Genomic DNA, 26435 nt, shown 5'->3' with positions numbered 1-26435 from the left:
GGGCCGGCTCATGGCATGGGCCGGCCTTGGACCGCGAGTTCGATCGCGTCCAGCAGATCCCTGCTGCGAAACGGTTTGGCCAGATAGCCCGATGCACCGCGGCGCATCGCCTCGTGGCGCAGCTCGGGCGAGTCGTGGGCGGTGACCAGGACGACCGGCGGCCAGTGCCCGCGCTTGCGCAGCGCCGCCAGCAGATCGAGTCCAGAGATGCCCGGCAGCTTGTAGTCGCTCACCACGCAGGCGGCGAAGGCCGCTCTGCCGTCGGCGAGCAGCGCCTCCGAGGAGGCATAGGCCTCGGTCTTGAAACCGGCCGCATTCAGGAGGCGCTGGATCGCCTGGCGCATGCTGTCGTCGTCTTCAACCACGAGGATCACACCGGTCAGGGACAGGGGCATGGCGGGCGATCGTGATGCGGCCGTGGTTTCGTTCATTCCCAGCTGAAGATCCGCTTCCAGTCGTTCTTCATGCTGATCACCAACCAGCCGCGCTTCTTCGCCTCGGCGCCCAGTGCATCGCTGAAGGTGCCGACCTTGGAGGTGGGGCCGTAGGCGTATTCGCGGTTCGCGTCGTCGTGATGCACCAGCACCATCAGCCGCGCGCCTTCGCCGGCCTGCACGTATTCGAGCATCTGCTGGTCGCCGACCGAGTTGCCGAAGGCCGCCACGGGTCGCCGGCCGATCATTTGATGAATCGCGATCGGCTTGCCGGTCTTGTCGTCCACGTAGAGCATCTTGTGCGTCTTCGTGAGCACGGCCTTGCCGTCCTTGGCGTATCCGAACGAGGTTTCGGCCGCCGACCCGATCACCTGCTCAGGCGGGATGCCGTACACCTTCTGGGCGTACTCGCGCACGAAGTCCTGGCCGCCGCCGGTGGCGAAGTAGGTCTTGTAGCCATTGGCGCGCATGTACTGCATCACTTCCAGCATCGGCTGAAACACGAGCTCGGTATAGGGCCGCTGGAAGCGCGGATGCTTGGCGCTCGCGAGCCAGTCGGCCACGATGGTGCGGAACTCGTCCACCGTCATGCCGCTGTGGGTGAGCGCCGCCGCCACCTTGAGCAGATCCTCGTTGGTGAGCCTGGCGATCGCGGCCTGGTTGCCGGACATGATGGTCTTGAATGGCTCCACGAGCTTGAGCCTCGGATGCTGCTCGAGCTCGATCGCGACCCGGTCGAACGCGAACATGGCCTCGGCGTAGTTCGGCTGCTCGACCCAGGTCGTGCCGTCCTGGTCGAAGGTCGCGATGCGCGCCTCGGGCTCGACGAACTTGGGGCTGGTCTTGTCCGTGGTGTCCTTGACGAAGGCCATGATCGCCTGCTTGGCGGCGCCGTCGTTCCACGAGGGCAGCGGGTCGGTCTGGGCCCGCGCGAGCGAGGGCAGCACCCACAGCGTGACCAGCGCCAGGCCGTGCATCCAGGCAACCACCCGGCGGCGCGTCGTCGCCGGCAGCGACCGTGCAGCAATGGAGGATGGACCGGAGGCTTTCATGGCTGCGCTTTCCTTTCCGATGGACGGTCGACGATCTCGGCCGATCATTGCCCGCGCGTGATTGCAATGAAATCGGGGCGAAGGGCAGATCGGTTGCCCGAAAGGGAAGCTGCAGCGCTCTGAGATCAGGGTTCGTGGCGGGCCGCGTGGACCAGCAAGGCTGCGAATGCCGCATGAAGCACCACGGCGGGCCACAACAGCCACCCAACCGGCGCGTGGGCGATGCCGAGCCAGGCCAGGTACACCGCGGCGGCCGCGTTGTAGGCCAGCATGGCCCGGGTCGGAGTGGATGCGGTGCGCGATGCGCGGCGGCTCGGCCAGCAAGCGCAGCCGAGCATCATCAATGCAATGCCGCACAGCCTGGCGATCGCGAGTGCCACGCCCTCGGATTCGGCGCCGAGCAGCAGTCGGACAACGATCGCAGGAATGAGCAGCAGCGCGACGCCGGTGGCGAATTCGACGATCGACGCGATCGCGAGGATCATGTCGAGCCGTGTACGCGGCGACTCGGTCACGCCTCGGGCTCCCGGCGCACGATGCAGCGAAAGCCCAGGTGCGAGGTCGAGGTATCGATCGGCTGCGGCATGCGCGCTGCGGGCCGGTAACGCCGGCAGTAGTTCGGCGCGCACAGGTGTGAGCCGCCCTTCATGACCTTGCGCGCAATCGGCAACTGTGGCATCTGGGGATCGAAGCTCTGTTCCTTCGCTGCGCCACGAGGGTTCACGGGGATGCAGCAGGCCTTGAGCTTCTCGTCCGGGTGGCGCGGCGCGTACCAAGTCTGGGTCCACTCCCAGACGTTGCCGATCATATCGAAGAGGCCGTAGGCGTTGGGCGCGAAGCTGCGCACCGGCGAGGTGCCGGCGAAGCCGTCCTCGGCCAGGTTCTGCCAGGGGAATTCGCCCTGGAAGGTGTTGGCCTGGTGCACGCCGCCCGGTACCAACTCGCTGCCCCAGGCATACTCGGCGCCCTCGAGCCCGCCGCGCGCGGCGAACTCCCATTCGGCCTCGGTCGCGATGTCCTTGCCGGCCCACTTCGCATAGGCCTCGACATCGCTCCAGGCCAGGTGAACCACCGGATGATCGTCCTTGTCGGCGATGCTGCTGCCGACGCCTTGCGGCTGGCGCCAGTTGGCGTCGGCCACGAACTGCCACCACTGGAAGTGGTCGCGCAGGCTCACCCGGCCGGGCGGTGGCACGAAGACCGACGAGGCGGCCTTGAGCATCTCAGGCAGCGCACCCGGGTAGTCCTTGGGATCAGGCGCGATCTCGCAGAACGTGACGTGGCCGGTGGCCTCGACAAAGGCCCTGAACTGCGCATTGGTGACCGGTGTCGCATCCATCCAGAAGCCGTCGACCGTCACGCGGTGCGCGGGCTTTTCCTCGGGGTAGTGGTGGTCCGAGCCCATGCGGAACGTGCCGCCGGGAATCCACAGCATGCCTGGATGCGGCGCAGCGGCAGCGGCCGGGATCGATGCGGGAAGGGTCTCGGTCGTCATGGGTGATCTCAGAACTTGAAGCCTGCCCCGAAGTAGAAGCCGCCCATCGCCACCTTGTCGAGCAGCGCGTCGTCGCGCCGGTAGTCGAGATAGCGGTAGCCGAACTTGAGCGAAGTGGTGGGTGAATACTGATAGCTCGCGCCCGCGATGGCCTGCCAGCTCGAGGTCGAGCCGCCTTCGCCGACGTCGAGCCAGCCCATCAGCGACCATTTGTCGCCGACCGGCACGATGGCGCGCACGCCGACGATGCCGTCGGTCGAGCCCGTGCTTTCCTCGAGTTGGCGGCCGAAGCCGCGCGGGCTCGGCGCGATGTCGACGTTGGTCTTCGCGTTCACGTAGCGCAGGCCACCGACCACGTCAACGGCGACCGGCCCCTCGACCACGCGATAGAAGCCGGCGAGGGTCGCGATGGTCTGCTCGAACTTGACGTTGTAGCCGCCCAGCAGCCCGCCCGCGAGCTGGTTGCCGACGCCGAGCTTGACGTACTGCACGTCGACCAATCCGCCCCAGGCTCCCTTGCGCGCTTCGAGCGTGCCCATGGCGCCGAAGTCCAGCGCCTCGAGGATGCCCTTGGAACTCACGTTCAGGGTGTCGCCGGGCAGTGGGCCGAGCTTGAGGTCCGACTTGATGCCCGCAAGCCAGAGGTAGGGAGCGAACTCGAACTGCCAGTCGTTGCTCGAGGCCAGGGTGGTCTGCGCCGCGGCGGGCAGGCCGGCCAGGGCGGCCGCGCAGGCGGACAGCGACTTCATGAAACGGCGTGCGCTCATTGCGTTGGCTGGGCCTTCAGTTCGGCCAGGCGACGCGCAAGGGCGGCCGACCATTTGTTGAAGGCGTCCTGGGCGTAGCTCCAGCTCGTGAAGGAGCTGACATAGCCGTTCATCCAGGCTTCGGCGGCGGTGGTGGCACCGGCATTGAGATCGGCCGCGTACTTGAGCCCGATCTGGGTGTCGGCGCATTCGGCCAGCACGTTGCCCGTGGCGCCATCGCGGAACTGCGCTTCGAGGCCGGTCTTGCCGAGGTACGGCGTCGAGCCCGGCGGCCGTCCGGTGGCCGCGCCTGAGCCCATCTCGGCCACGAAGCCGTAGGGCACCGCGGTGCCCGCCATGCTGGCCAGCGTGTTGGTCGGCACCAGCGAGGTCAGCGCCAGGCGCACGCGCAGCACGCCGGGGCCGCTCGTATCGACGATCTTCACGCTGGGAGAGAGGTTCTTGACCAGGGCGCTGTGGAAATAGTCGATCAGCGCCTTGAGGTCGCTCGGGTCGATCGGGCTCTGCTCGTTCGCGGGCGTCACATAGACCTTGATGCGTTCGATCATGACCTTGTCGTAGGTCCGCCAGTCGATGCCGGGCTGGCGCCAGCACAGGAAGCCGCCGTTGGCGGGCTGGGCCTTGAGCTTGGCCGGATCGGACAGGAAGCCGACGTTCGACACCTTGGCCACGTTGTTCTCGGAGGCCGTGATGCCGGCATTGCCCGAGCCTGGGGCGGCACAGCCGGTGGCGAGAAGCGCCATCGCCGCCGCGAGGCCGCCCAGCATCGAAGTGCGTTGGAAGCGGAAGCTCATCGAGTTCCTTGTCTGCAGGCGACGCCCGCTCATGGTGCGCCGACCACGGTGTAGTAGACGCCGTTGGCGCCGTAGAAAGGACGGAACCAGCTGTCGCCGACCTGGTAGTAGTCGACGCCATAGCGGTTGACCATCACGGCGCCGGCGGGCACGCGCGCATAGCTCACACCCATCGGGTAGACCGCGCCACGGTTCGCGGTCGCGACCGCCGCGCCGGCTGCGACGCCGACGACCGCGCCGGCCGCCACGGCCCCGGCGCAGTCGTAGCAGCCCGCGTGGTAGTAGGGCACGGCCACCGGCGCGTGATAGGGCGCGTAGCCCGCGGCGCCATAGGCGGGTGGCCGGTAGGCGCTGTAGCCGCCCGCGGTGGTGTGGACCGCGCCGTAGCCGGCCACGCCGGTGGTGGTGCCGCCCCGGGCGTTGGTGTGGGTGGTGGCGCCGTCCCAGCTGTGCGAGGTGCTGCCGCCCCAGGCGTTGGTGTGCTCGGCACCGCCCCAGCCACCCGACGAGTGGCCGCCGAAGCGGTTGGCACTGGCCCAGGCGCCGGCCTGTCCATGGAAGCCGGCGCACAGCAGCAGGCTGGCCAGCAGGGGCAGCAGGGTCCTGCGGGAAAGCGTGTCGGACATGGTGTTCACTCCTGCTTCGCCTTGGCGGCGGCTTTGCCGGACTTGCCGGTGGGCGCTGCGGGCTCGGGCGCGGCGAAGGCGATCTTCTTCGCGTTGGCCGCATTCACCGCCGCGAAGGCCTCGGCCGCGATCACCGGGTCGAGCTTCCAGTTCGACAGCTCGACCTGGTGGCGAAGCTGCAGCGGGTCGCCGCGGAACACCGCGCGCATCTTGCGCGGCAGCTTGTCGTCGGCGCCGATCCAGATTTGCATGAAGAACTGGTCGCTCGCGATCGCTACCATGTCGGTGGTGGTGCCGCCGACCACCTTCGATTGACCGATGTAGAAGGCCTTGCCGAGGCCGTCCGTCAGCGTCTGGAACGGGTCGCCGCCGACGATGTCGGCGAACGGGAAATAGATGGCCGCGTTGTCGAAGGCCTGCTTGAGCATGGCGTCGATGGTCGGTGGCGCCGGCGCCACGGCGACCAGGTTCTCGGCTGGCGCGAAGGCGGTGATGGTCTTACCGTCGTACGAGAACTCCGAGGCCGGACCGTCGCCGAGCGTCACCACCCGCAGCCGGTCGGGCCGCTGCAGCAGCACCTCGGAGGTGGTGCCGTAGGCGAGCGCGGGGCCGACGCTGCTCGGGCTCTCGTAGGTGGTGACGGCCGTGAAGGCCAGCGACTTGGCGCCCGTGAGGCTGGCGCTCATCGCCCGCAGCAGGTCCATGGCCCGGGCCTCGAGCTGCGGCGCCTGGGGCTGGGCCTTGGCGGTGCGCGCGGGCTTCGCAGTCGCCGCGGTCTGGGCGGCAGCGCCGTTCCCCAGCAAGGTGGCCACGACGAACATCAGCGCGGCAGTGAATCGGGACCGGATCATGAAAAGCTCCTTGGCGTCAGCAACGACGAGCCGGTGGCCCTGCGGGCGCCTTCGGCCAGCCATCATGGCCAGCGCGGCATGAATCGTGAATCGGGTGCAGGGGCAACTCGGTTGCCCGAAGGGGAAGCGCCGCAGCGGCACGGCGCGGTTAGAGTGGATCGCTCCCAGAAAGCGCTTTCCTGGATGGCTCATGACCGTGTCGACGAAGCTCCACCGTCGCTCGCGCCCCTTTTTGGGCGCCTGCCTTGCCTCCTGCCTGGGACTGCTGCTGGCCGGCCGTGCATCGCGGCCGGTCAACCCGCCTCTGGCGCAGGCCGACCCGAGCCGCGGCTATCGCTACGAGACCCGCCCGGCGCCGGAACGCGACAAGGAGAACCTTGTCATCCTCGCCTTTTCGGGCGGTGGCACGCGGGCCGCGGCCTTTTCCTATGGCGTTCTGGAGTTCCTGCGCCGCACCGAGGTGGTCGGACCGCGCGGCCGGAGCGGCCGGCTGATCGACCAGGTCGATGTCATCACTGGGGTGTCGGGCGGAAGCTTCACGGCGCTCGCCTACGGCCTCTACGGCGACCGGCTGTTCGACGACTACGTGCAGCGTTTCCTCAAGCGCGACGTGCAGGGCGACCTGATCGCGCGTGCGTTCAAGCCCGACTATTGGGTCGACCTCGGATCGACCGGCTGGGGACGCTCCGAACTGGCGGCCCAGCTCTACGACGAGATCCTGTTCAAGGGCGCCACCTTCGGCGACCTGGCGCGCGGCAAAGGCCCGCTGGTGCTGGCCTCGGCCACCGACCTCTCGACCGGCGCGCGGCTGGTCTTCCAGCAGAGCGTGTTCGACATCATGTGCTCGGACCTGAGCGCGGTGTCGCTGTCGCGCGCCGCGGCGGCCTCTTCCGCCGTACCGGTTGTGCTGTCGCCGGTGACGCTCGACAACTACGGCGGAACTTGCGGCTACCGACTGCCCCCCTGGGCCCGGACCTTCTATGGAGGAGTTGCGCCGCCACGCCCGGCCGCGCGCGCGATCCGCTCGATCGATGCGATGGCCGCGCTGGGCGACGGCGCTGACCGGCCCTACCTGCACCTGGTGGATGGCGGTGTCTCCGACAACGTGGGCATGCGCGGTGTGCTCGATGCGCTGGAACTGCTCGAGGCGCTGCACGAGGCCGGCATGCCGACGCCGCTCGACCATGTGCGGCGGGTGGTGGTCTTCATTGTCAACTCGCTGTCGACGCCGCCCACGGACTGGGACCGATCGGCAACGCCGCCCGGCACCATCGAGATCCTGCTGAAGGCGAGCGGCGTGCCGATCGACCACAACTCCTACGAGGCGGTCGAACTGCTGCGCGACACCGCGGCGCGCTGGCAGACGATGAGGCGCATCCGCGAGTCGCCCGCGATGGCGGCCAACAAGGACCCCGCGATCGCGCAGCTCATGCGCGTGCCCGATGCAGAGATCTATGCCATCGACGTCTCCTTCGACGCGTTGAAGGACCGCGGCGAGCGCGACTACCTCAACAGCCTGCCGACCAGCTTCTACCTGCAGGACGAGGCGGTCGACCGGCTGCGCGCCGCCGCTTCGACGCTGATCCTCGACTCGCCCGAGTTCGCGCGCCTGCTCAAGGATGCGGGCAGCACGCTGGTGCCGCACGCACCCTAGCCGGACACCGCCTGCCGGAGCCGCTCGTCGAGCCGTCCGAGTTCGGCCGCGGAGTCGGCACCGAGCTTCTGCATGAGCTGTGAGCGCTGCGTTTTCACCGTGCGTTCGCTGGTGTCGAGCTCGTCCGCGATCTGCTTGTTGAGCTTGCCCGCGACGATGCGGTCGAAGACCTCGCGCTCGCGCGGCGTGAGCGTCGCGAACAACGCCTCGAGTCGCTGCTGCTCCGCCCGCACGCTGCGCAGCGCGTCATCGCGCGCGAGCGCCCGGCCGATGGCGGCGAGCAGCGCTTCACCCTGCACCGGCTTCTGCAGGAAATCGACTGCGCCGCCCTTCATGGCCCGCACGCTCGACGGGATGTCGGAGCGGCCGCTCAGGAAGACCACCGGCAGCAGACAGCCGTGCTCCTGCAACACGTCCTGCAACTCGAGGCCCGAAGGGCCGGGCAGGTTGACGTCGAGCAGCAGGCAGCCCGGGCGATCGGGCACCGGATGCAGCAGGAACTCGCCGGTGTCGGCATAGCCGCAGCCGTCGAAGCCAGCCGCGTCGAGCAACCGCAGAAGCGCCAGGCGCAGCGAAGCGTCGTCGTCGACGACATGGATCAGGGGTTTCATGTCCATCGGTATTCCTTCGGTGCCGTGCCGTTGGGGCCGAGCAACGGCACATCCATGTGAAAGACGGTACCCTTGCCCGGCCAGCTGTCGACCCGAAGTCGACCGGCGTGCGCATCGACGATCGAGCGCGAGATCGACAGGCCCAGGCCCATGCCGCTGCGCTTGGTGCTGAAGAAGGAATCGAAGAGCCTCGGCAGGTGCGTCGCCTCGATCCCATGGCCGCGGTCGCTCACGCTGACGGTGACGTGGTCGGCGTGGCGCACTGTCGACACCACGATCTTGCGCCGGTCCTCGGGCAGGTCGCCCACCGCATCCATGGCGTTGAGCACCAGATTGATCAGCACCTGCTGGATCTGGATCGGATCGCCGAGGATTCGCAGCGGGCTTGGCCCGGCGCGGACCACGAGGTCGATCGAGCGCCGGTGCGCCTCGGCGTCGAGCATCGCGCACCCCTGCGCGACAGCCTCGTTGAGCTCGATCGGGTGGCGCGCGACCACCTGCCGGGCGAGCAGCGATCTCAGCCGCGCGATAACGTCGCTCGCGCGCAGGTCGTCGCGCCGGATGTCGGCGAGGATGTTGCCGATGTCGTCCGGCTTCTGCCGGCCGGACTTGATCATCAGTTCGGCGGCTTCGGTGTTGGCGAGGATGGCGGCCAGCGGCTGGTTGATCTCGTGCGCGATCGAGGCAGTCAACTCGCCCGCGATCGCGAGCCGCGAGGCGTGCGCGAGTTCGCTGCCTCTTTGCACCAGCGTCATCTCGGCCTTGAGGCGGCGGCGATGCTCGACCATCAGCGCCGCGATCAACCCGGCCTGCAGCAGGATCACCGTGCCGCCGACCACCGCGGTCCGGCGATAGGCCGCCCAGAAGGTGGGCTGGCGGAACTCGACGATGGCGTCTGAGGGGATGTCGGCATCGGCGATGCCCCAGCGGCGTGTCTGGCGCTGGTCGACGCTCAAGGTGTTGCGGGTGCGCTCGGGCAACTCGAGCGCGGCGGGCGAGGTGCCGTCGAGCAGCGCGTTGACGATGTCCCCGGCCTGTCGGCCCATGGCATCGAAGCGCGGCATCACGCCGCCGACCACGCCGGTGCCCAGGAAGGTGCTGAAAGTGCCGTACACGGGGACCGCCGATGCCTGCGCGATCAGTTCGGCCGCATCGCGGGGCGTGAAGCGCTGCTGGTCGCCGCTCTGGTAGAAGCCCGCCGTGAACACGAGCGAGTGCTTGTCGAGTTCGCCCAGGCGCTTGCTCAGTCCATCGATCGGCAGGCCAGCGAGGAACTCCGCTTTCACCTTGGGCCCGAGGTCGGTGGCCTTGGCGCGAAACAGCGCCTCCCAGCTCAGGTCACGCGGCGTGCTGCCGGTGACGAAGACCAGCCGCTCGGTCCCAGGATGCCAGCGCAGCGCCTGTTCGAGGCTGCCCGTGATCTCGTAGCCGACCGGAACCCCGACCACATCGAGGGGCAACGCAGGCAGCGGCGTCGGGAATGTGGCGAACACGGCGGCATGGACCACGGGAACGCCCGGAAAAAGGTCATCGCGATGACGCAGCACGAAATCCAGCGAGTCGCGCGCCACCGCGACCACGATCGCCGGCGGCCGATCGGCGTACTTGTCGCGCAGGTACCGGGTCACCGTGCGCTCGTAGCGATCGCCCACGAAATCGGGGTTGTCGAGGAATTCGTTGAAGAGATGGACCGGCCGCTCGGCGCTGCTCTCGATGGCGCTGCGCAGCCCGGCCTCGACCTCGACATTGCCGGGCACCAGGCGCCCGTTCGAATACAGCACCAGGACCGTGCGGCTTTCCACCGCCATGGCGCCGCCGCCAGACAGCGCCAGCAGGCACAACACGACAAGCGGGAAACAAACCCGGCGGGCGATCGGCGGCTTCAAGAACTCTCCGTCTTCGGCATGGCGCTTTCGTTTGTTGCGAGCGAACATTAATACAATACGGCTCAATGTCTCTTGACATTTTGGGCCACTGCATCGTGCGTTCGGCCTATTTCACAGGGGGGTGTCGTCTCGATGTTGCGTTCGGTTTCGAAGGCGCGCGGCCCCCATTTCGGGGATTCCCCGGCGACCGACCCCGGCAGCGTTCGCACCGCCTCGCTGGCGGGCGTGCCGGTCGTTCTGCGCCAGAAAGGCATCGAGCCCGCACGCGTGCTGGCCGAACTGGGCTTGGCGCCCGACACCTTCGATCATCCTGACGGCCGGCTCAGCTACCGTAAAGGCGGACAGCTTCTGCTGCATTGCGCCGAGCGCACGGGATGCCCGCATTTCGGCCTGCTCGCCGGCCAGCATGCCGATCCTTCGTCGCTCGGAATGCTCGGCGAACTGATTCAGCGGTCGCGCACGGTCGATGCGGCACTGAACAGTCTGATCGCGCACCTGCATCTGCAGACGCGCGGCGGGGTGCCCACGCACGCCGTCGAAGGCATGCACGCCAGTTTCGGCTATGCGATCTACCTGCGCGACATGCCCGGCACGGCGCAGGCCTACGACCTGGTCGCCGCCTTCGAGTTCAACATCCTGCGCGCGCTCTGCGGGCCGCGCTGGTCGCCCGTTGAGGTGAGCTTCGCTCACGGGCGGCCTGCGGACCTCGGCCCCTATCGGCACCTGTTCGGCTGCCGACTCGTCTTCGATGCCGACCGCACCGAGCTGCGCTTCGATCGCCATTGGCTCGCGCAGGCGCCGCTGGCCTCGGATGCCGAGCGCCATCGCCAACTGCAGCGCGAGGTCCTCGCGCAGGAAAGCGTGGCGCCCGAGGTGCTGGTGCACCACATCAGCGCCACGCTCCGGCGCATGGTGGCGAACGGACGCGCGAGCGAAAGCCTGCTGTGCGACTTGCTGTCGATACCGCGGCGCACGCTGCATCGCAAGCTTGCGGCGCAGGGCACCAGTGTGCGCGCGCTGCTCGAGGAAGTGCGCTACGAATATGCGCGCCAGCTGCTGCTCGACACCGACTTGTCGACCGCGCGGGTGGCGGCGGCGCTCGACTACGCGGATGCGAGCACCTTCAACCGCGCCTTCCGGCGCTGGACGGACACCACGCCCGCCGCATGGCGGGAGCGGGCCGTCGCTCGCTCCGCGAACGCAGAAGCTCCGCAACTCGCCGCGCGCCCCGAAGCGAGCGCCTGAGCCACGCAGCGGCAGCGCCGTCGATCGCCTCGGTCCGGCGAGCGTCGATGGCTGCGCCAGGCCAGCCCTTCGCCGGCCGGCGAGGTGGCAGCCGGCATGCCGGCCGCGCGCGCGACAAAGACCACCGAATTGGCCGAAAAGACCGGCGACGAAACCCCCGTCTCAACAGAATCGGCCGTCGGTGACCGGGCTGCGCACGGCCGTCGATCGACAAAAGAAAGCCGGGCCCTCCCGGCGTCACGAAGAAACACCTTTCGAGAGACACACCTGTGGTCCATACCGCTTCGCTTCGCCTTGCCGCGCGTCATCGCCGCTCGGCGGTTTCCATTGCCACGCTGGCGCTCCTCGCCCTGGCCGGGCCCGCCCACTCGATCGAGATCGACACCGGCAATCCCGACGTGGTGCTGCGTTGGGACAACACGCTGCGCTACAACCTGGGCCAGCGCGTGCAGGGCCAGGACAAGGCGATCCTCGGCAATCCGAACTTCGACGACGGCGACCGCAACTTCGGCAACCACTCGCTGATCGCCAACCGCCTCGACCTGCTGAGCGAGATGGACCTGGTGGTCGACAAAAAGTACGGCTTTCGCGTCAGCGGCGCCGCCTGGGGCGATGCGGCCTACGACCACCTCGACAACCACAACAACGCCACGGCCAACACGCTGGTCTACGGCGTGCCGACCGCGGGCGCGCTGTCGCCCTACACCTCGCGCTATGCCAAGGGCGTCTCGGGCGAGCTGCTCGATGCCTTCGTCTTCGGCAGCACCGACATCGGCGACACCAACGTCGGCCTGCGCCTGGGCAAGCACACGGTCTACTGGGGCGAGAGCCTGCTGGCGGGCGGCGCGGTGCACGGCATCTCGTACGGCCAGTATTCGCTCGACCTCTGGAAAGCGCTCGCCACGCCCGGCATCGAGGCCAAGGAGCTCTACCGGCCGCGCAACGCGATGACGCTGCAGGTGCAGCCCGCGCCCGAGCTCTCGTTCTCGGCCCAGACCTTCTTCGACTGGGAGAGCGCGCGCTATCCCGAGTCGGGCAGCTACCTGACGGTCAACGACGCGTTGCTGCATGGCGGCGAATCGCTGATCGCGGGTCCCGGGCAGCGGCTGCTGCAGGCCACCAGCACCGAGCCCAACAAGACGGGTGACTTCGGCCTCTCGGCGCGCTGGAGCCCTGAATGGCTCGACGGCACGGCGGGCCTCTATGGCCGCCGCACGGCCGACATCCAGCCGCAGCTCGCGCTGATGCCGGCCGTGGCAGCCGGCGTGCCTGCAGCCACCTGTGCCCGCGCGGGTTTGCGCCCCATCGGGCCCACCAACTGCTACATCAACCCGGGTGCAGCGACGCTGCCGCAGATCCAGGCCGGCTACGTGGGCCAGTACCAAGCCTTCTATGGCCGCGACATCGACATCTACGGTTTGAGCCTGGCGAAGAACGTCGCCGGCCTGAGCCTGGGTGCCGAGCTGAGCTACCGCCGCAACATGCCGCTGCAGAGCGTGCCGGTGCAGGTGCTGCCCGCGCCGCTGGCGAATCCGGCCACGGGAGCGATCTCGCTGGCCCAGTTCGCGGCGCTTGGCGGCGACGCGCCCGGCGCACGCGGCGACACCATGCACGGGGTGCTGAACCTGCTCGGCACCGTGTCCAAGACCGCGCTGTTCGACAGCGCGAGCTGGAACGCCGAGCTGATCTGGAACCGCTGGCTCAGCGTGTCGCAGAACTCCGGCGCCTTCAAGGGCAGCGCCGCCTACCGTGCCAATCCGGCCAACGTCGATGCGGTCAGCAAGGACTATTTCGGACTCGGACTCAACTTCACGCCGACCTGGTACCAGGTCTTTGCGGGCGTCGACCTCTCGATGCCGTTGAGTTGGTCGGGCGGCCTCTCGGGCAACTCGGCGGTGCTGACAGGCGGCAACAAGAACGCCGGCACCTACGGCATCGGCGTGGCGGCCGATGTGCGCTCCAAATACAACATCGCGCTGCGCTATGTCGGCTTCTATGGCGACTACAGCACGCTGCCCAACGGCGCGATGAACGTGGCCAACGGTACCTACGCGAGCCTGTCCGACCGAGGGCACGTGCTGCTGACTTTCAAGGCGACCTTCTGAGTCGTCCCATTCCCCCCAACCACGGAGACAAGCCATGAACACACGTCCACTCTGGGCCGGCGCACTGATCGCGCTGGCCGCCCACGCCGCGCTGGCCGCGGTCGGCGCCGACGAAGCCAGCAAGCTCGGCACCACGCTGACCCCCACCGGCGCCGAGCGCGCCGGCAGTGCCGACAAGTCGATCCCCGAATACACGGGCGGACTGACCACGCCGCCGCCCGGCTACGAGAAGGGCTCGGGCCTGCGCCCCGATCCCTTCGCGGCCGACAAGCCGCTGTTCGCGATCACAGCGCAGAACCTGCCGCAGTACGACGCCAAGCTCACCGAAGGCACCAAGGAGCTGCTGAAGAAGTACCCGACGATGCGCGTCGACGTCTATCCCTCGCACCGCTCGATGGCCTTCCCCAAGTACGTGATCGAGAACACGGCGAGGAACGCGACGGCGGTGAAGACCACCGACGACGGCCTGGGCCTCGAAGGCACCTACGCCGGCATTCCGTTCCCGATCCCCAAGACCGGCCACGAGGTGATGTGGAACCACCTGCTGCGCTACACGGGCCAGAGCTACTACACGCAGTACGACTCCATCAACGTCGACTCGTCGGGCAAGGCGGTGCTCGCCACCACGGGCCAGATCCAGATGGACTACCCCTACTACGACCCCAAGCGCACGGGCGTCTCGGCGGACAACGACATCTATTTCCGCACCAGGATCGCCTACACCGCGCCGGCGCGCCGCGCCGGTGAGGCGCTGCTGGCGCAGGACTACATCAACCCGATGAAGAACGGCCGCCGTGCCTGGCAGTACCTGCCGGGCCAGCGCCGCGTCAAGCTGGCGCCCGACATCGCCTACGACACGCCGAACCCGGGCGCGGCCGGTGCATCGACCTACGACGACGCCTGGGTGTTCAACGGCGCCATGGACCGCTACGACTTCAAGCTGGTCGGCAAGAAGGAGATGCTGATTCCCTACAACACCTTCAAGCTGGTCTATGCCAAGGATCCCTATGCGGTCGCCACGCCGAACCACCTGAACCCCGACTTCGTGCGCTGGGAGGCACATCGCGTGTGGGTGGTGGAAGCGACGCTCAAGGCCGACAAGCGCCACATCTACGCCAAGCGCACCTTCTACGTCGATGAGGACAGCTGGATCGCGGTGGCTTCCGACGAATACGACGCACGCGGCCAGCTCTATCGGGCGGGCTTCGTCTACACCAACCCCTCGTACGAGGTGCCGGCGCCCGCGAGCATGGGCCAGTCCTTCCATGACTTCACGACCAACGGCTACAACATCACGGGCCTGATGGGCGCCTACACCGTGGGCCTCAAGTACACCGACCCGCTGTCGGCCACGGCCTGGAGCCCCGATGCGCTGGCCGGTTCCGGCGTGCGCTGAGCGGGAGCCCTCGATGCATCGCCGAGGCCTGCTGCTCGCCACCCTGGGAACGCTCGCCGGCGGGGCCGCCGTGGCGGCCGCCGAAGCGCCCGAACGCCGCGCGCAAGCCAGCGCGCTGGCCGGCCAGCGCCTCATCACCGGCATCGCGCGCGCCGGCGACCGGCTGGTGGCGGTGGGGCAGCGCGGCCACGTGCTGCACTCCGGCGACGGCGCCCGCAGCTGGGTGCAGGCCGCGGTGCCTGCGAACGCCGACCTCACGGCCGTGGCTTTTGCGGATGCCGACACGGGTTACGCGACCGGGCATGACGGCACCGTGCTCGGCACGCGCGACGGTGGCCGGCGCTGGGAACGGCTGCTCGACGGCCGCCAGGCCAACGCGCTGGTGCTCGACCACATGCAACGCCGGGTGGCGGCGCCCGATGCCGAGGCCCAGGACCACAAGCTGCTCGACGAGGCGCGCCGCAATGCCGAGGCCGGCCCCGACAAGCCCTTCCTTGACCTTTGCTTCACCGATGCGGCCAACGGCTTCGTGGTCGGCGCTTACGGCCTCGTGATGCAGACGCGCGACGGCGGAAAGCGCTGGGAGCCGTGGTTCGACCGCATCGACAACCCGGGCCTGCTCAATCTCTACGCAATCTGCGCCAGCCGCGGCGCGCTGTACGCCGCGGGGGAGGGCGGCCTGCTGCTCAAGCGCGAGCCCGAGGGCGATCGCTTCCACGCGCTGGGCTCGCCCTACACGGGCAGTTTTTTCGGCATCGTCGCGACCAGCGCCGGCGTGCTGGCCTTCGGCATGCGCGGCCATGCCTATTTGAGCGCCGACGATGGCCGCAGCTGGCAGGCGGTCGCCACCGGCCTGCCCGCGAGCATCGTGAGCGGCGCGGTCGCGGGCGACGGCACCGTGGCGCTGGTCGACCAGGCGGGCAACATCGTGCGCAGCGCCGACGGCGGACTTCACTTCACGACTTCAGGGCTGAATCCCTCGATGCCGCTCGCCGCCGTTGCCTTCGCCGACGACAAGACCCTCGTGCTGGGCGGGCCGCGCGGCCTTCGCAGCGTCGAATTCAAGACCAAGGACAGCTGATGTCACATCCCTCCGGCCTCGACCGCATGCCGGTCGTGCGCGACCTGAAGAACTTCCCGCGCGACTCGGGCGGCTGGCTCGAACGCGCGGTCTTCAACCACCGCCTGTGGGTTTGCCTGGCCTGCATCGCCGCGACGCTGGTGCTGGGCTTCTTCGCCACGCGGATTGCGCTCAACGCCAGCTTCGAGAAGATGATCCCCGTCGGTCATCCCTACATCCAGAACTACCTCGCCAACCGCAGCGACCTGCGCGGCATGGGCAACACGCTGCGGGTGGTGGTCGAGAACGAGCGCGGCGACATCTTCGACGCCCGCTACCTCGATGCGCTCAAGCACATCAACGACGACCTGTTCCTCATGAAGGGCGTCGACCGCGCCTGGGTCAAGTCGCTGTGGACGCCCGCGACGCGCTGGACCGAGGTCACGGAGGAGGGCTTCCAGGGCGGCCCCGTGATGCCCGACAACTTCGACGGCGCGCCACCCAGCGTCGAGAAACTGCGCCTCAACGTCGCCCGCGCAGGGCTGGCGGGCAGCATCGTCGCCAACGACTTCAGATCGAGCGCGATCGTGGTCCCGCTGCTCGACGGCGGCGGCAAGGCGCAGCGGCTCGACTACCGGGGCCTCTCGCGCGACCTCGAGACGCGCATCCGCGACAAGTACGAGCAGGGCCTGGCGCCCGACGGCAAGCCCTGGGGCGTGAAGGTGCACGTGATCGGCTTCGCGAAGATCGTCGGCGACCTGCTTGACGGGCTGCTGCAGGTCATGAGCTACTTCGGCATCGCGACGCTGATCGCAGGGCTGCTGCTCTACGGCTACACGCGCTGCCTGCGCAGCACCGCGCTGGTGCTGGCCTGCTCGCTGGTGGCGGTGATGTGGCAGGTCGGGATCGTGAAGCTGGCAGGCCTCGAGCTCGACCCGTATTCGATGCTCGTGCCCTTCCTCGTGTTCGCGATCGGCGTGAGCCACGGCGCGCAGAAGATGAACGGCATCATGCAGGACATCGGTCGCGGCACCCACCGGCTGGTGGCCGCGCGCTACACCTTCCGGCGCCTGTTTCTGGCGGGTGTCACGGCGCTGCTGGCCGACGCGGTGGGCTTCGGCGTGCTGATGCTGATACCGATCCCTGTCATTCGCGAACTCGCGCTGACCGCGAGCATCGGCGTCGCGGTGCTGATCTTCACGAACCTGCTGCTGCTCCCGGTGCTGCTGTCCTATGTGGGTGTGAGCGAGCAGGCGGCTGCGCGCAGCCTGCGCCTCGAGCAGGCGCAGGCCGAGGGGCGCGGCGGGCGAATCTGGCTGTGGCTGGCCCGCTTCGCCGCCCGGCGCAGCTGGGCGCTGGCCGCGGTGCTCGCATCCGCCGTGCTGGCGGCTGGCGGCTTTGCGCTGAGCCTCGGGCTGCAGGTCGGCGACCTCGACCCCGGTGCACCCGAGCTGCGCCCCGATTCGCGCTACAACCGCGATAACGCTTTCGTGACGAAGAACTATGCGCTGTCGAGCGACGTCTTCGCGATCATCGTCAAGACGCCCAAGGAGGGCTGCCTCAAGTACGAGACCTTGGTGCAGGCCGATCGCCTGGCCTGGGAACTGCAGCAGTTGCCGCAGGTGCGCGCGACGCTCGGGCTTCAGGACGTGGTGCGACAGATCACGGCCGGATCGTTCGAAGGCAATCCCAAGTGGCTCACGATCAGCCGCAACCAGGACGTGCTGAACTATGGCGCCCAGCAAGCCAGCGTGAACAACCCCGAGCTCTTCAACACCGAATGCTCGGTGATGCCGCTGGTCGCTTACCTGAGCGACCACAAGGCGGCGACGCTCGACACAGTGCTGGCTGCCGTCGAGCGCTTCAATGCCCGGAACCCGACCGATCCGGCGTTGCTGCAACTGCTGCCGGCCGCGGGCTCGGCCGGCATCGAGGCGGCGACCAACATCGTGGTGCGGGATGCCAACCGGACGATGTTGCTGTACGTCTACGCGGCCGTGGTGCTGCTGTGCCTGGTCACCTTCCGCTCATGGCGCGCGGTGCTGGTGGCGGTGATCCCGCTCGCCCTGACCTCGATCTTGTGCGAGGCGCTGATGGTGCTCCTGGGCATCGGGGTGAAGGTCGCGACCCTGCCCGTCATTGCGCTCGGCGTGGGCATCGGGGTCGACTACGCGCTCTACCTGCTGAGCGTGCAGCTCGCGGCGCAGCGCCGCGGTCTCACGCTGGGCGAGGCCTATGCCGAGGCGCTGATGTTCACGGGCCGGGTGGTCGCGCTCGTTGGCGTGACCCTGGCCGCGGGTGTCGTCACCTGGGTGTTCTCGCCGATCAAGTTTCAGGCCGACATGGGCATCCTGCTGACCTTCATGTTCGTCTGGAACATGGTCGGTGCGCTGGTGCTGATCCCGGCGCTGTCCCACTTCCTGCTGGCAGACAGCCACTTCAGGCCAGCGTCGGCTTCGCGCTCTCTCGGAAGGCCGTGGGCGAAACGCCCTGCCAGCGCTTGAAGGCGCGCGTGAAGTTGCTGGTGTCGCTGAAGCCGAGCAAGAAGGTGATCTCGGTGATCGACAGCGACGACTGACGCACGTAGCCGGTCGAGAGCTCCTTGCGCGTGGCGTCCATCAAGTCGTGGAAGCTGGTCTCGCGCTCGGCCAGCTTGAACTGCAGCGTGGTCGGGCTCATGGCGAGCGCGTCGGCCACCATGTCGCGCGTGCAGCTGCCGTTGGGCAGGAACTCGATGATTTTCTGCCGCACGCGGGTGACGACGTCGTCCTTCTCGAGCCGGGCCAGGTAAGTGTTCGAGAGGTTGTCGTTGAGTTGTGCCAGTTCGGCGCAGGCACCGATCAGCGGGCTGTCCAGGTCGGCGCGCGGCAGGACCAGCATCGGCCGGGGCTGGCCGAAGTCCACCGGGGCGCGGAACAGCGCCTCGTAGGGCGCGGCACCCTCGCGCGGCTCGGGATGCGACAACGAGACCCGCAGTGGGTTGAAGTCGGGCTTGTAGAGGTGTCGCATGGCCAGCACCAGGAAGCCCAGAAATGCGTCCTCGGTCTCCGACGAGAGATCGACCAGCGGCCGGATGCGCAGTTGCAGCTCGTCCGGCGTCTCGACGATCTCGACCTCGCTGGTCTGCGAGGCCAGCCGGAAGTAGCGCTCCAGGCGTTGGCAGAACTCTCGCAGATCGGCGCTGGCCGCAAGCGCATAGCCCAGCGCATGCAGATTGGAGATATGGATAAACCGGGCCACCGTGAGCCCGAAGTAGGGGCTGCCCGTGACGTCGGCACAGGCCCGGAACAGCCGCGTGAGCGTGCTGACCGGCAACCGGCTCATCGGGTCGTTGGTCATGTTGAGCGGCACGCCGACCGCCTTCAACACGCGCGTGCTGTCGACGCCGCTGGCTTGCAGGGCCTTGGAGATCGCGAGCACGTAGCCGCCGATCGTGGTCGGCTCCCGCGCCGGGGCGCCCGCAGAGGGCAGGGGAGGGTTCATGCCCGCGATGGTGGCGGCAAGCGGGGCTTTTGACAATCTGGTTTGCCCGGTCCGGCGGGACCATCGAATTGGCCGCAAAGACCGGTGCGGCGCGGCTTGCCTTCCTAGACTGGGCCTCCCCTCAGAGCCAAAGAACCGGAGACAGACGGATGACCCAGGAACCCCGCGACGGCGAACTTCCCTTCGCCCGTACGCCCAGCGCCAGCGTGGCCGGCCGCACCCTTGCCGAATCGACCCATCAGTGGCGCAGCCGCGGCACGGCGCCGCGCGCCGACGCTCCCAACGTGCTCGTGATCATGCTCGACGACGTCGGCTTCGCTCACGCCGACACGGTCGGCGGCGCCATCCACACCCCCACGCTGAGCCGCATCGCCGACACCGGCCTGCGCTACAACGCCTTCCACACCACGGCGATCTGCTCGGCCACGCGCGCCTCGCTCTTGACCGGGCGCAATCATCACCGGGTCGAATCTGGCACCATCACCGAGTTCGCGAGCGACTTCGATGGCTACACGGGCGAAATCCCGAAGAGTGCCGCCACCATCCCCGAGGTCCTCAAGCACCACGGCTACAGCACGGCCGCCTTCGGCAAGTGGCACAACACGCCGGCGCTGCAGACCTCGGCCGCCGGGCCCTTCGACCGCTGGCCCACCGGCTGCGGCTTCGACCACTTCTACGGCTTCATCGCGGCCGAGACCTCGCAATACCAGCCTAGCCTCTACCGCAACACCACGCCGATCGAGCCGCCGAACGACCCGGCCTATCACCTGAGCGAGGACCTGGCTGCGCAAGCGACCAGCTGGCTGCGCGAGCAGCATGCGCTGGCGCCCGAGAAGCCCTTCTTCATGTACTGGGCGCCCGGTGCAGTGCATGGGCCGCACCAGGTCTTCGCCGAATGGTCGGACAAGTACAAGGGCCGCTTCGACGGCGGCTGGGACGTCTATCGCGAGCAGGCCTTCGAGCGGCAGAAGGCGCTGGGCTGGATTCCGCCCGACAGCCAGCTCACGCCGCGGCCCGACACACTGGCCGCCTGGGAGAGCCTGCCGCTCGAAGAGCGCAAGTACCAGGCGCGCCTCATGGAGGTCTACGCCGGCTTTCTGGAGCATGCCGACGTGCAGGCCGGCAAGGTCGTCGACGAGCTCGAGCGGCTCGGCCTGCGCGACAACACGCTGATCTTCTACGTGCTCTCCGACAACGGTGCCTCGGCCGAAGGCGCGGGCGGCACCATCAACGAGATCCTGTCGATCAGCGGCGTGCCGATTCCGTTCGCGCAGCAGATGAAGATCCTCGATGAACAATACGGTGGCCTGGCTGCGCTGGGCGGCCCCTTGATCGCGAACATGTACCACGCGGGCTGGGCCTGGGCCGGCGAGAGCCCGTTCCAGGGCACCAAGCTGGTCGCGGGCTACTTCGGCGGCACGCGGGTGCCGATGGCGGTCTCCTGGCCCAAGGGCATCGCGGCCGATCCGGTGGTGCGCGGCCAGTTCCATCACGTGAACGACATCGCACCCACCCTCTACGAGCTGATCGGCATCGTGCCGCCGACCGCGGTCAATGGCGTTGCGCAAGACCCGCTCGACGGCCTCAGCCTGGCCTACAGCTTCGCCGACGCGGCGGCGCCGACACGCAAGTCGCAGCAGTACTTCGAGATCTTCGGCAGCCGCGGCATCTACGCCGACGGCTGGATGGCCTCGGTGTTCGGACCGCGCCTGCCCTGGCTGTCGGCCACTGCGGCGGCCTACGCGAACTGGAATCCGGACGAGGACGTCTGGTCGCTCTATCGGCTGGGCAGCGACTATTCCCAGTCAACCGACGTGGCGCGGCAGTTTCCCGAAAAGCTGGCCGAGCTGCAGGCACTGTTCGACCAGGAGGCGCATGCCAACCACGTCTATCCGATCGGTGCCGGGCTCGGGCCGCTCTTGAACCCCGCGGCGCGCATCGGCACCACGCAGACCGAATGGCACTTCAATGCCGATGTCACGCGCCTGCCCGAGTTCTGCGCGCCCAACCTGCGCGCGCGCAACAACAAGGTGACGGTCGAGCTGACCACGCCGGAGAGGGGCGAGGGTGTGCTGTATGCGATCGGTGGCATGGCGGGCGGGCTGGTGCTCTACATGGATGCCGGCTATCTGCACTTCGAATACAACTGCCTCACGGTGATGCGCACGCGGATGCGCAGTGCCGAGCCCATCGAGCCGGGCGTGCGACGCATCGAGCTGCTGACCTCGATGGCCGGCCCCACGCCGGGCGCGCCCGCGACCTTCTTGATGCGGGTCGACGGCACGGAAGTGGCGCGCGGCGGCGCGCCCTTCACGGCGCCGCTGTGCTTTACCGCCAGCGAGACCTTCGACGTCGGCATCAACCTCGGGTCGCCGGTCTCGCTGGCCTACGCCGAGCGCGCGCCGTTCCGCTTCAACGGCCGCATCGCGGACGTGCACATCGTCTACACCCCATGACGACTCCAGTATCCAACTTGTCTACGCCGGTCCAGATCGATCCGCGCACGGCCGACTACATCGTGATCGGCGGCGGCTCGGCCGGCTGCGTTCTGGCGGCCCGGCTGAGCGAAGACCCCGAGGTGCAGGTCTGCCTGCTGGAGGCGGGCGGCCCCGACCACAGCCCGCTGATCCAGTGCCCGGCCGGCCTGCCGATCGTGATGCCCTATCCGATCTTCAACTGGGCCTTCAAGACGCAGCCCAACAAGGGCATGAACAACCGCATCGGCTACCAGCCGCGCGGCAAGGCGCTGGGGGGCTCGAGCTCCATCAACGGGATGATGTACATCCGTGGCGACCGCAGCGACTACGACCGCTGGGCCGCGGCCGGCAACGCGGGCTGGAGCTACGCAGAGGTGCTTCCCTACTTCCGCAAGGCCGAGAACAACGAGTTCTGGGGCGAGACCGAGCACCATGGTGCCGGCGGCCCGCTGAACGTCGCCGACGTGCAGGAGCCCAGCGTTTACGCGCGCGCCTTCGTCGCAGCCGCGGTGCAGGCCGGGCATCGGCCCAACCCGGACTTCAACGGCGCGTTCCTCGAAGGCGTGGGTCTCACGCAAGTGACGCAGAAGAACGGCGAGCGGTGCAGCACCGCCAAGGCCTACCTGACGCCGAATCTCGCGCGGCCCAACCTGCGCGTGGTCACGCGCGCACGCACTACGCGCATCGTGATGGAGAGCGGCCGGGCCGTGGCGGTCGACTACCGCGATGCGCGGGGCGTCGCCCGGCGCGTGGCGGCGCGGCGCGAAGTGCTGCTTTCGGCCGGTGCCCTGCAGTCGCCACAGGTGTTGATGCTCTCGGGCATCGGCCCTGCCGCGGTCCTGGAGAAGCACGGCATCCCGGTGGTACTCGACGCACCGGGCGTGGGCAAGAACCTCCAGGACCACATCGATCTGGTCCACACCTACGAGGCGGGCGCCTCGCGCGGCCTCCTCGGGCTGTCGTTGTCGAGCGCGTGGTCCGTGCTCAAGGGCCTCGTGCATTGGGCGCGGCACCGCCGCGGCGCGCTGACGACGAATTTCGCCGAAGGCAACGGCTTCCTGCGGACACGGCCCGAAGAGACCGTGCCCGATCTGCAGATCGTGTTCGTGGTCGCGAAGATCATGGACCACGGCCGCAAGATCCTGTGGGGCAACGGCTACTCGGTGCATGCCGGCATGCTGCGCCCGAAGTCGCGCGGCAGCGTGTCGATCGCGAGCGCCGACCCGATGGCGCCGCCGCTGATCGACACCAACTTCCTGTCGGAGCAGAGCGACGTCGACTGCCTGGTGCGCGGCTTCAAGCGGGTGCGCCAGATCATGCGGCAGCCCGCGCTGGCGCGCTTCGGCGGCCGCGAATCGAAAAGCTCGGCCTGGGCGCAGACCGATGCCGAGATCGAGCAACTGATACGGGCCAATGCCGATTGCGCCTATCACCCGGTCGGCACCTGCCGCATGGGCAATGGTGCCGACGATGTCGTCGACGCGCAATTGCGCGTGAAGGGCGTCGCCGGGCTGCGGGTGGTCGACGCCTCGGTGATGCCAGACATCGTCTCGGGCAACACCAACGCACCGACCGTGATGATCGCCGAGAAGGCGGCCGACATGATCAAGGCCGCGGCCGCGCTGCCTGCGCGCGTGCCGGGCTCGGCCGCATCCATCGACGGATCGCAGGCCGCGAAGGCCCAGCCGGCAGAACCCGCGGCGGTCCTCGCATGACCCGCGCCCCTGACGCGGCCATCGACGGCCTGCAGCGCACGCTGGCCCTGCAGCGCAAGGCCTTCCTGGCGGCGCCGTATCCCACGCTCGCCGAGCGCCGACGCGACCTTTTGGCGCTGCGGCGCGCGCTGCAGCGCTGGCAGGACCCGCTGGCGCGCGCGATGAGCGAGGACTTCGGCCGCCGCTCGGAATCCGAATGCAAGATGCTCGACGTGCTCGGGCCCGCGCTGCAGATCGACCATGCGCTCGGGCACCTGCGGCAATGGATGAAGAGCGAGCGGCGCGGCGTCGACTGGATGTTCCTCGGCAACCGCGCCCGCGTGGTCTACCAGCCCAAGGGCGTGGTCGGCGTGATCGCGGCCTGGAACTTCCCGGTCGTGGAATCGGTCGGCCCGCTGGTCGCGGCGCTCGCGGCCGGCAACCGCGTGATGGTCAAGATGTCGGAGTTCTCGCCACGCTGCACCGAGGTGCTGCGTCGCATGCTGGCCGATGTCTTCCCGGAGGAGCGGGTCGCGGTGTTCGGCGGCGGGGTCGAGGTCGGCCAGGCCTTCGCGGGCCTGCCGCTCGACCATGTCGTGTTCACGGGGTCCCCCGCGATCGGCCGCGAGATCATGCGCGCCGCCGCGGCGAACCTGACGCCGGTCACGCTCGAACTGGGTGGCAAGTCGCCAGCGATCGTCGGACGCTCGGCCTCGATCGGCACGGTGGCGCGCTCGATCGCCCACGGCAAGCTTTTCAACAGCGGGCAGGCCTGTGTCGCGCCCGACTACGCGCTGGTGCCGCCCGAACGCATCGACGAGTTCGTCGCCGCTGCGGTGCGCGAGTTCCAGCGCATGGTGCCCGACCCGGTGACCGACGCCCACTACACCAGCATGGCCTCCGATCGCCATGCGGACCGGGTGCGTGAGCTGCTCGCCGATGCGGTGGCCAAGGGCGCCACCGTGACCTCCAGCGGCGCAGGCGACGGCGGCCGCATCGTCACGCTGCAGATCGTGACCGGCGTAACGCCGCAGATGCGGATCATGCAGGAGGAGCTCTTCAACCCGATCCTGCCCGTGCTGGCCTGCGAGTCGATTGATGACGCGATCGCCTTCGTGACGGCTCGCCCGCGACCGCTCGCGCTCTACTACTACGGCAGCGACACCCGCGAGGCCAGGCGCCTCGCGCGCGACGTGCATGCGGGCGGCATGACGATCAACGACTGGGCCTGGCACGTGTTCCAGTGCGACCTGCCCTTCGGCGGAAGCGGCAATTCGGGCATGGGCAGCTGGCGCGGGCCGGAGGGTTTCCGCGCGCTGTCGCACGCCAAGTCGGTGTTCACGGTGCGGCGGTGGTTTCCCATCCACCTGTTCCGGCCGCCCTACGGCTCGCGCGTCCAGCAGCTGGTCATGAAGCTCTTCCTCGGCCGCGGCCCGGGCAGCGATGCCCAGGCGCCGGTCGCGACCCCGTCGCGCGCCCGAGGCACCCCGCCATGAGCGCGACCGGCGACCGGCTCGCGGCGCCGATGGCGGCCTCGACGCCCGCGGCCGGCGGCTACGCCTGGGCCGTGTTCGCGCTGACCTTCGGCCTGATGCTGTCGGACTACCTGTCGCGCCAGGTGATCGGCGCGGTGTTCCCGTTCCTCAAGTCCGACTGGGGCGTCTCCGATGCGCAACTGGGCGCACTGGTCAGCATCGTCTCGGTGGTGGTGGGCGTGCTCACGCTGCCCCTGTCGCTGCTCGCGGATCGATGGGGCCGCGTCAGGAGCATCACGCTGATGGCCTTCGTCTGGTGCCTCGCGACCGTCGCCTGCGGCCTGGCTTCCAACTACACGCAACTGCTGCTCGCGCGTGCGGTGGTGGGTGTCGGCGAGGCCGCCTATGCCGCCGCGGGCGCCGCGCTGCTGGCCCATGTGTTCCCGGTGGGCCGGCGTGCCGCGATCCAGGGCGCCTTCCAGTCGGCGGGGCTGTTCGGCTCGGTGCTCGGGGTGGTGATCGGCGGCGCGGTCGCGGCGCGCTACGGCTGGCGCAGCGCCTTCTTCGTGGTGGGCGCACCGGGCCTGCTGCTGGCGCTGGCCTATCCCTTCGTGGTGCGCGACTACGTGACGCCGGCGCTCGGGGCGAAAGGCCGCGCCCGGCTGCCGCTCGCCCATCTCGTGCGGCAGGTGTTCGTCGCCCGATCGGGCAACCTGAGCTTCCTGGCCTTCGGGCTGCAGATGGCGATCCCGTCGATCCTGATCGCATGGATGCCGACCTTCCTGCATCGCTGTTACGACTTTGAACCGCGCAAGGCAGCGCTGATGGCCGCGGTGGCGGTGCTGGCTGCAGGCCTCGGCGTGCTGTTCGGCGGCGGCCTGTCGGACCGATTGAGCCGCGGGCGGCGACGGCTGCGTGCGGTCGTGCCGGCCGCCTATGCGGCGATCTGCGGCCTGCTGCTGATGGCCGGGTTCGGGCTGCCGCCGGGCGGCCTTGCGCTGGGGCTGGTGTTCGCAGGCGCGGTCTTCGCGGTCGCTCACGGCGGCTGCGCGGTGGCGATCGTGATGGACGTCACCCATCCGGCGGTGCGCGCCACGGTGACGGCCACCGCGGTGCTGGGCGCCAGCCTGCTCGGCCTGGCGCCCGGGCCCTTCCTGGTCGGGCTGCTGTCGGACCTGATCGACCTCAGAACCGCGCTGACCCTGGCGCCGCTGGTGTCCTTCGTGGCCGCGGCACTTTTCCTGCTGGCCGCGCGCAGCTACGAGCGCGATGCGGCGCGCTTCGCGCCCGCCGGATCCTCCGGACCGGTGAATTCGTTGCAATGACCTGT

General features: G+C 68.8%; 21 protein-coding genes. 10 read left to right on the top strand and 11 right to left on the bottom strand.

The features are described from left to right. Positions 1-8: 8 nt before the first annotated feature. From QTI17_RS30475 to QTI17_RS30440, 8 genes are all read right to left on the bottom strand, one after another. Positions 9-395, bottom strand: coding sequence for a response regulator transcription factor (locus tag QTI17_RS30475; protein ID WP_286537553.1), 387 nt, complete (start codon positions 393-395; stop codon positions 9-11). Positions 396-427: 32 nt separating this feature from the next. Then, positions 428-1486 carry an HAD family hydrolase gene (locus QTI17_RS30470; protein WP_286537552.1) on the bottom strand — a complete coding sequence of 353 codons (1059 nt, stop codon included), beginning with the start codon at positions 1484-1486 and terminating at the stop codon, positions 428-430. Between the two features lie 125 nt (positions 1487-1611). Beyond that, entirely contained in the window at positions 1612-2001 is a 390-nt protein-coding gene (locus QTI17_RS30465; RefSeq protein ID WP_286537551.1) for a hypothetical protein, read from the bottom strand. Beyond that, a complete protein-coding gene (locus QTI17_RS30460; protein ID WP_286537550.1) occupies positions 1998-2981 on the bottom strand; it encodes a formylglycine-generating enzyme family protein in 984 nt (327 codons plus the stop codon). Before QTI17_RS30460 ends, QTI17_RS30465 begins: the two co-directional genes overlap by 4 nt. An 8-nt stretch (positions 2982-2989) precedes the next feature. Beyond that, positions 2990-3748 carry a YfaZ family protein gene (locus QTI17_RS30455; RefSeq protein ID WP_286537549.1) on the bottom strand — a complete coding sequence of 253 codons (759 nt, stop codon included), beginning with the start codon at positions 3746-3748 and terminating at the stop codon, positions 2990-2992. Continuing rightward, positions 3745-4542: a DUF3313 domain-containing protein gene (locus QTI17_RS30450; RefSeq protein ID WP_286537546.1), complete on the bottom strand. Its 798-nt coding sequence runs from the start codon at positions 4540-4542 to the stop codon at positions 3745-3747. The genes QTI17_RS30455 and QTI17_RS30450 overlap by 4 nt, the downstream gene beginning before the upstream one ends. Before the next feature lie 29 nt (positions 4543-4571). Then, positions 4572-5168, bottom strand: coding sequence for a hypothetical protein (locus QTI17_RS30445; protein WP_286537544.1), 597 nt, complete (start codon positions 5166-5168; stop codon positions 4572-4574). A gap of 5 nt (positions 5169-5173) precedes the next feature. Continuing rightward, positions 5174-6019: a DUF2092 domain-containing protein gene (locus tag QTI17_RS30440; protein WP_286537542.1), complete on the bottom strand. Its 846-nt coding sequence runs from the start codon at positions 6017-6019 to the stop codon at positions 5174-5176. A 190-nt stretch (positions 6020-6209) separates the two neighbouring features. Between QTI17_RS30440 and QTI17_RS30435 the strand changes: the two genes are divergently transcribed. Next, the gene (locus QTI17_RS30435; RefSeq protein WP_286537541.1) at positions 6210-7673 is read left to right on the top strand and encodes a patatin-like phospholipase family protein; all 1464 of its coding nucleotides are present in this window, start codon (positions 6210-6212) and stop codon (positions 7671-7673) included. On the opposite strand, the gene QTI17_RS30430 is transcribed toward QTI17_RS30435, so the two are convergent. Then, on the bottom strand, positions 7670-8290 hold the full coding sequence (locus QTI17_RS30430; RefSeq protein WP_286537540.1) for a response regulator transcription factor: 621 nt from the start codon (positions 8288-8290) through the stop codon (positions 7670-7672). The genes QTI17_RS30435 and QTI17_RS30430 overlap by 4 nt on opposite strands. After that, a complete protein-coding gene (locus tag QTI17_RS30425) occupies positions 8281-10170 on the bottom strand; it encodes a sensor histidine kinase (RefSeq protein WP_286537539.1) in 1890 nt (629 codons plus the stop codon). The genes QTI17_RS30430 and QTI17_RS30425 overlap by 10 nt, the downstream gene beginning before the upstream one ends. Before the next feature lie 225 nt (positions 10171-10395). On the opposite strand from QTI17_RS30425, the gene QTI17_RS30420 reads away from it, so the two are divergent. The 5 genes from QTI17_RS30420 to QTI17_RS30400 all read left to right on the top strand — a co-directional run bounded on the left by QTI17_RS30420 (position 10396) and on the right by QTI17_RS30400 (position 18480). Beyond that, entirely contained in the window at positions 10396-11415 is a 1020-nt protein-coding gene (locus tag QTI17_RS30420; protein ID WP_286537538.1) for an AraC family transcriptional regulator, read from the top strand. A 269-nt stretch (positions 11416-11684) separates the two neighbouring features. Then, positions 11685-13520, top strand: a complete 1836-nt coding sequence (locus QTI17_RS30415) for a DUF1302 domain-containing protein (protein WP_286537536.1) — start codon at positions 11685-11687, stop codon at positions 13518-13520. A gap of 34 nt (positions 13521-13554) precedes the next feature. Further along, positions 13555-14916, top strand: coding sequence for a DUF1329 domain-containing protein (locus tag QTI17_RS30410; protein WP_286537533.1), 1362 nt, complete (start codon positions 13555-13557; stop codon positions 14914-14916). A gap of 13 nt (positions 14917-14929) precedes the next feature. Continuing rightward, the gene (locus tag QTI17_RS30405; protein WP_286537532.1) at positions 14930-15997 is read left to right on the top strand and encodes a WD40/YVTN/BNR-like repeat-containing protein; all 1068 of its coding nucleotides are present in this window, start codon (positions 14930-14932) and stop codon (positions 15995-15997) included. Further along, a complete protein-coding gene (locus tag QTI17_RS30400; RefSeq protein ID WP_286537529.1) occupies positions 15997-18480 on the top strand; it encodes an efflux RND transporter permease subunit in 2484 nt (827 codons plus the stop codon). Before QTI17_RS30405 ends, QTI17_RS30400 begins: the two co-directional genes overlap by 1 nt. Here QTI17_RS30400 and QTI17_RS30395 read toward each other — a convergent pair. Continuing rightward, a complete protein-coding gene (locus QTI17_RS30395) occupies positions 18416-19459 on the bottom strand; it encodes an AraC family transcriptional regulator (RefSeq protein ID WP_286537528.1) in 1044 nt (347 codons plus the stop codon). The genes QTI17_RS30400 and QTI17_RS30395 overlap by 65 nt on opposite strands. Before the next feature lie 149 nt (positions 19460-19608). On the opposite strand from QTI17_RS30395, the gene QTI17_RS30390 reads away from it, so the two are divergent. From QTI17_RS30390 to QTI17_RS30375, 4 genes are read left to right on the top strand one after another with little or no spacing between them, the layout of a single operon-like run. Further along, on the top strand, positions 19609-21915 hold the full coding sequence (locus QTI17_RS30390; RefSeq protein ID WP_286537527.1) for an arylsulfatase: 2307 nt from the start codon (positions 19609-19611) through the stop codon (positions 21913-21915). Next, on the top strand, positions 21912-23651 hold the full coding sequence (locus QTI17_RS30385; protein ID WP_286537525.1) for a GMC family oxidoreductase: 1740 nt from the start codon (positions 21912-21914) through the stop codon (positions 23649-23651). Before QTI17_RS30390 ends, QTI17_RS30385 begins: the two co-directional genes overlap by 4 nt. Next, on the top strand, positions 23648-25126 hold the full coding sequence (locus QTI17_RS30380; protein WP_286537523.1) for an aldehyde dehydrogenase family protein: 1479 nt from the start codon (positions 23648-23650) through the stop codon (positions 25124-25126). Before QTI17_RS30385 ends, QTI17_RS30380 begins: the two co-directional genes overlap by 4 nt. Continuing rightward, positions 25123-26430, top strand: coding sequence for an MFS transporter (locus QTI17_RS30375; RefSeq protein ID WP_286537520.1), 1308 nt, complete (start codon positions 25123-25125; stop codon positions 26428-26430). The genes QTI17_RS30380 and QTI17_RS30375 overlap by 4 nt, the downstream gene beginning before the upstream one ends. The last annotated feature ends 5 nt before the right edge of the window (positions 26431-26435 follow it).

The sequence above is a fragment of the Variovorax sp. J31P179 genome (genome assembly GCF_030316985.1).
GTDB lineage: Bacteria > Pseudomonadota > Gammaproteobacteria > Burkholderiales > Burkholderiaceae_C > Variovorax > Variovorax ginsengisoli_B.
The sequence above is the reverse complement of the archived record's forward strand: the minus strand, read 5'-3'. Positions and strand labels throughout refer to the sequence as shown.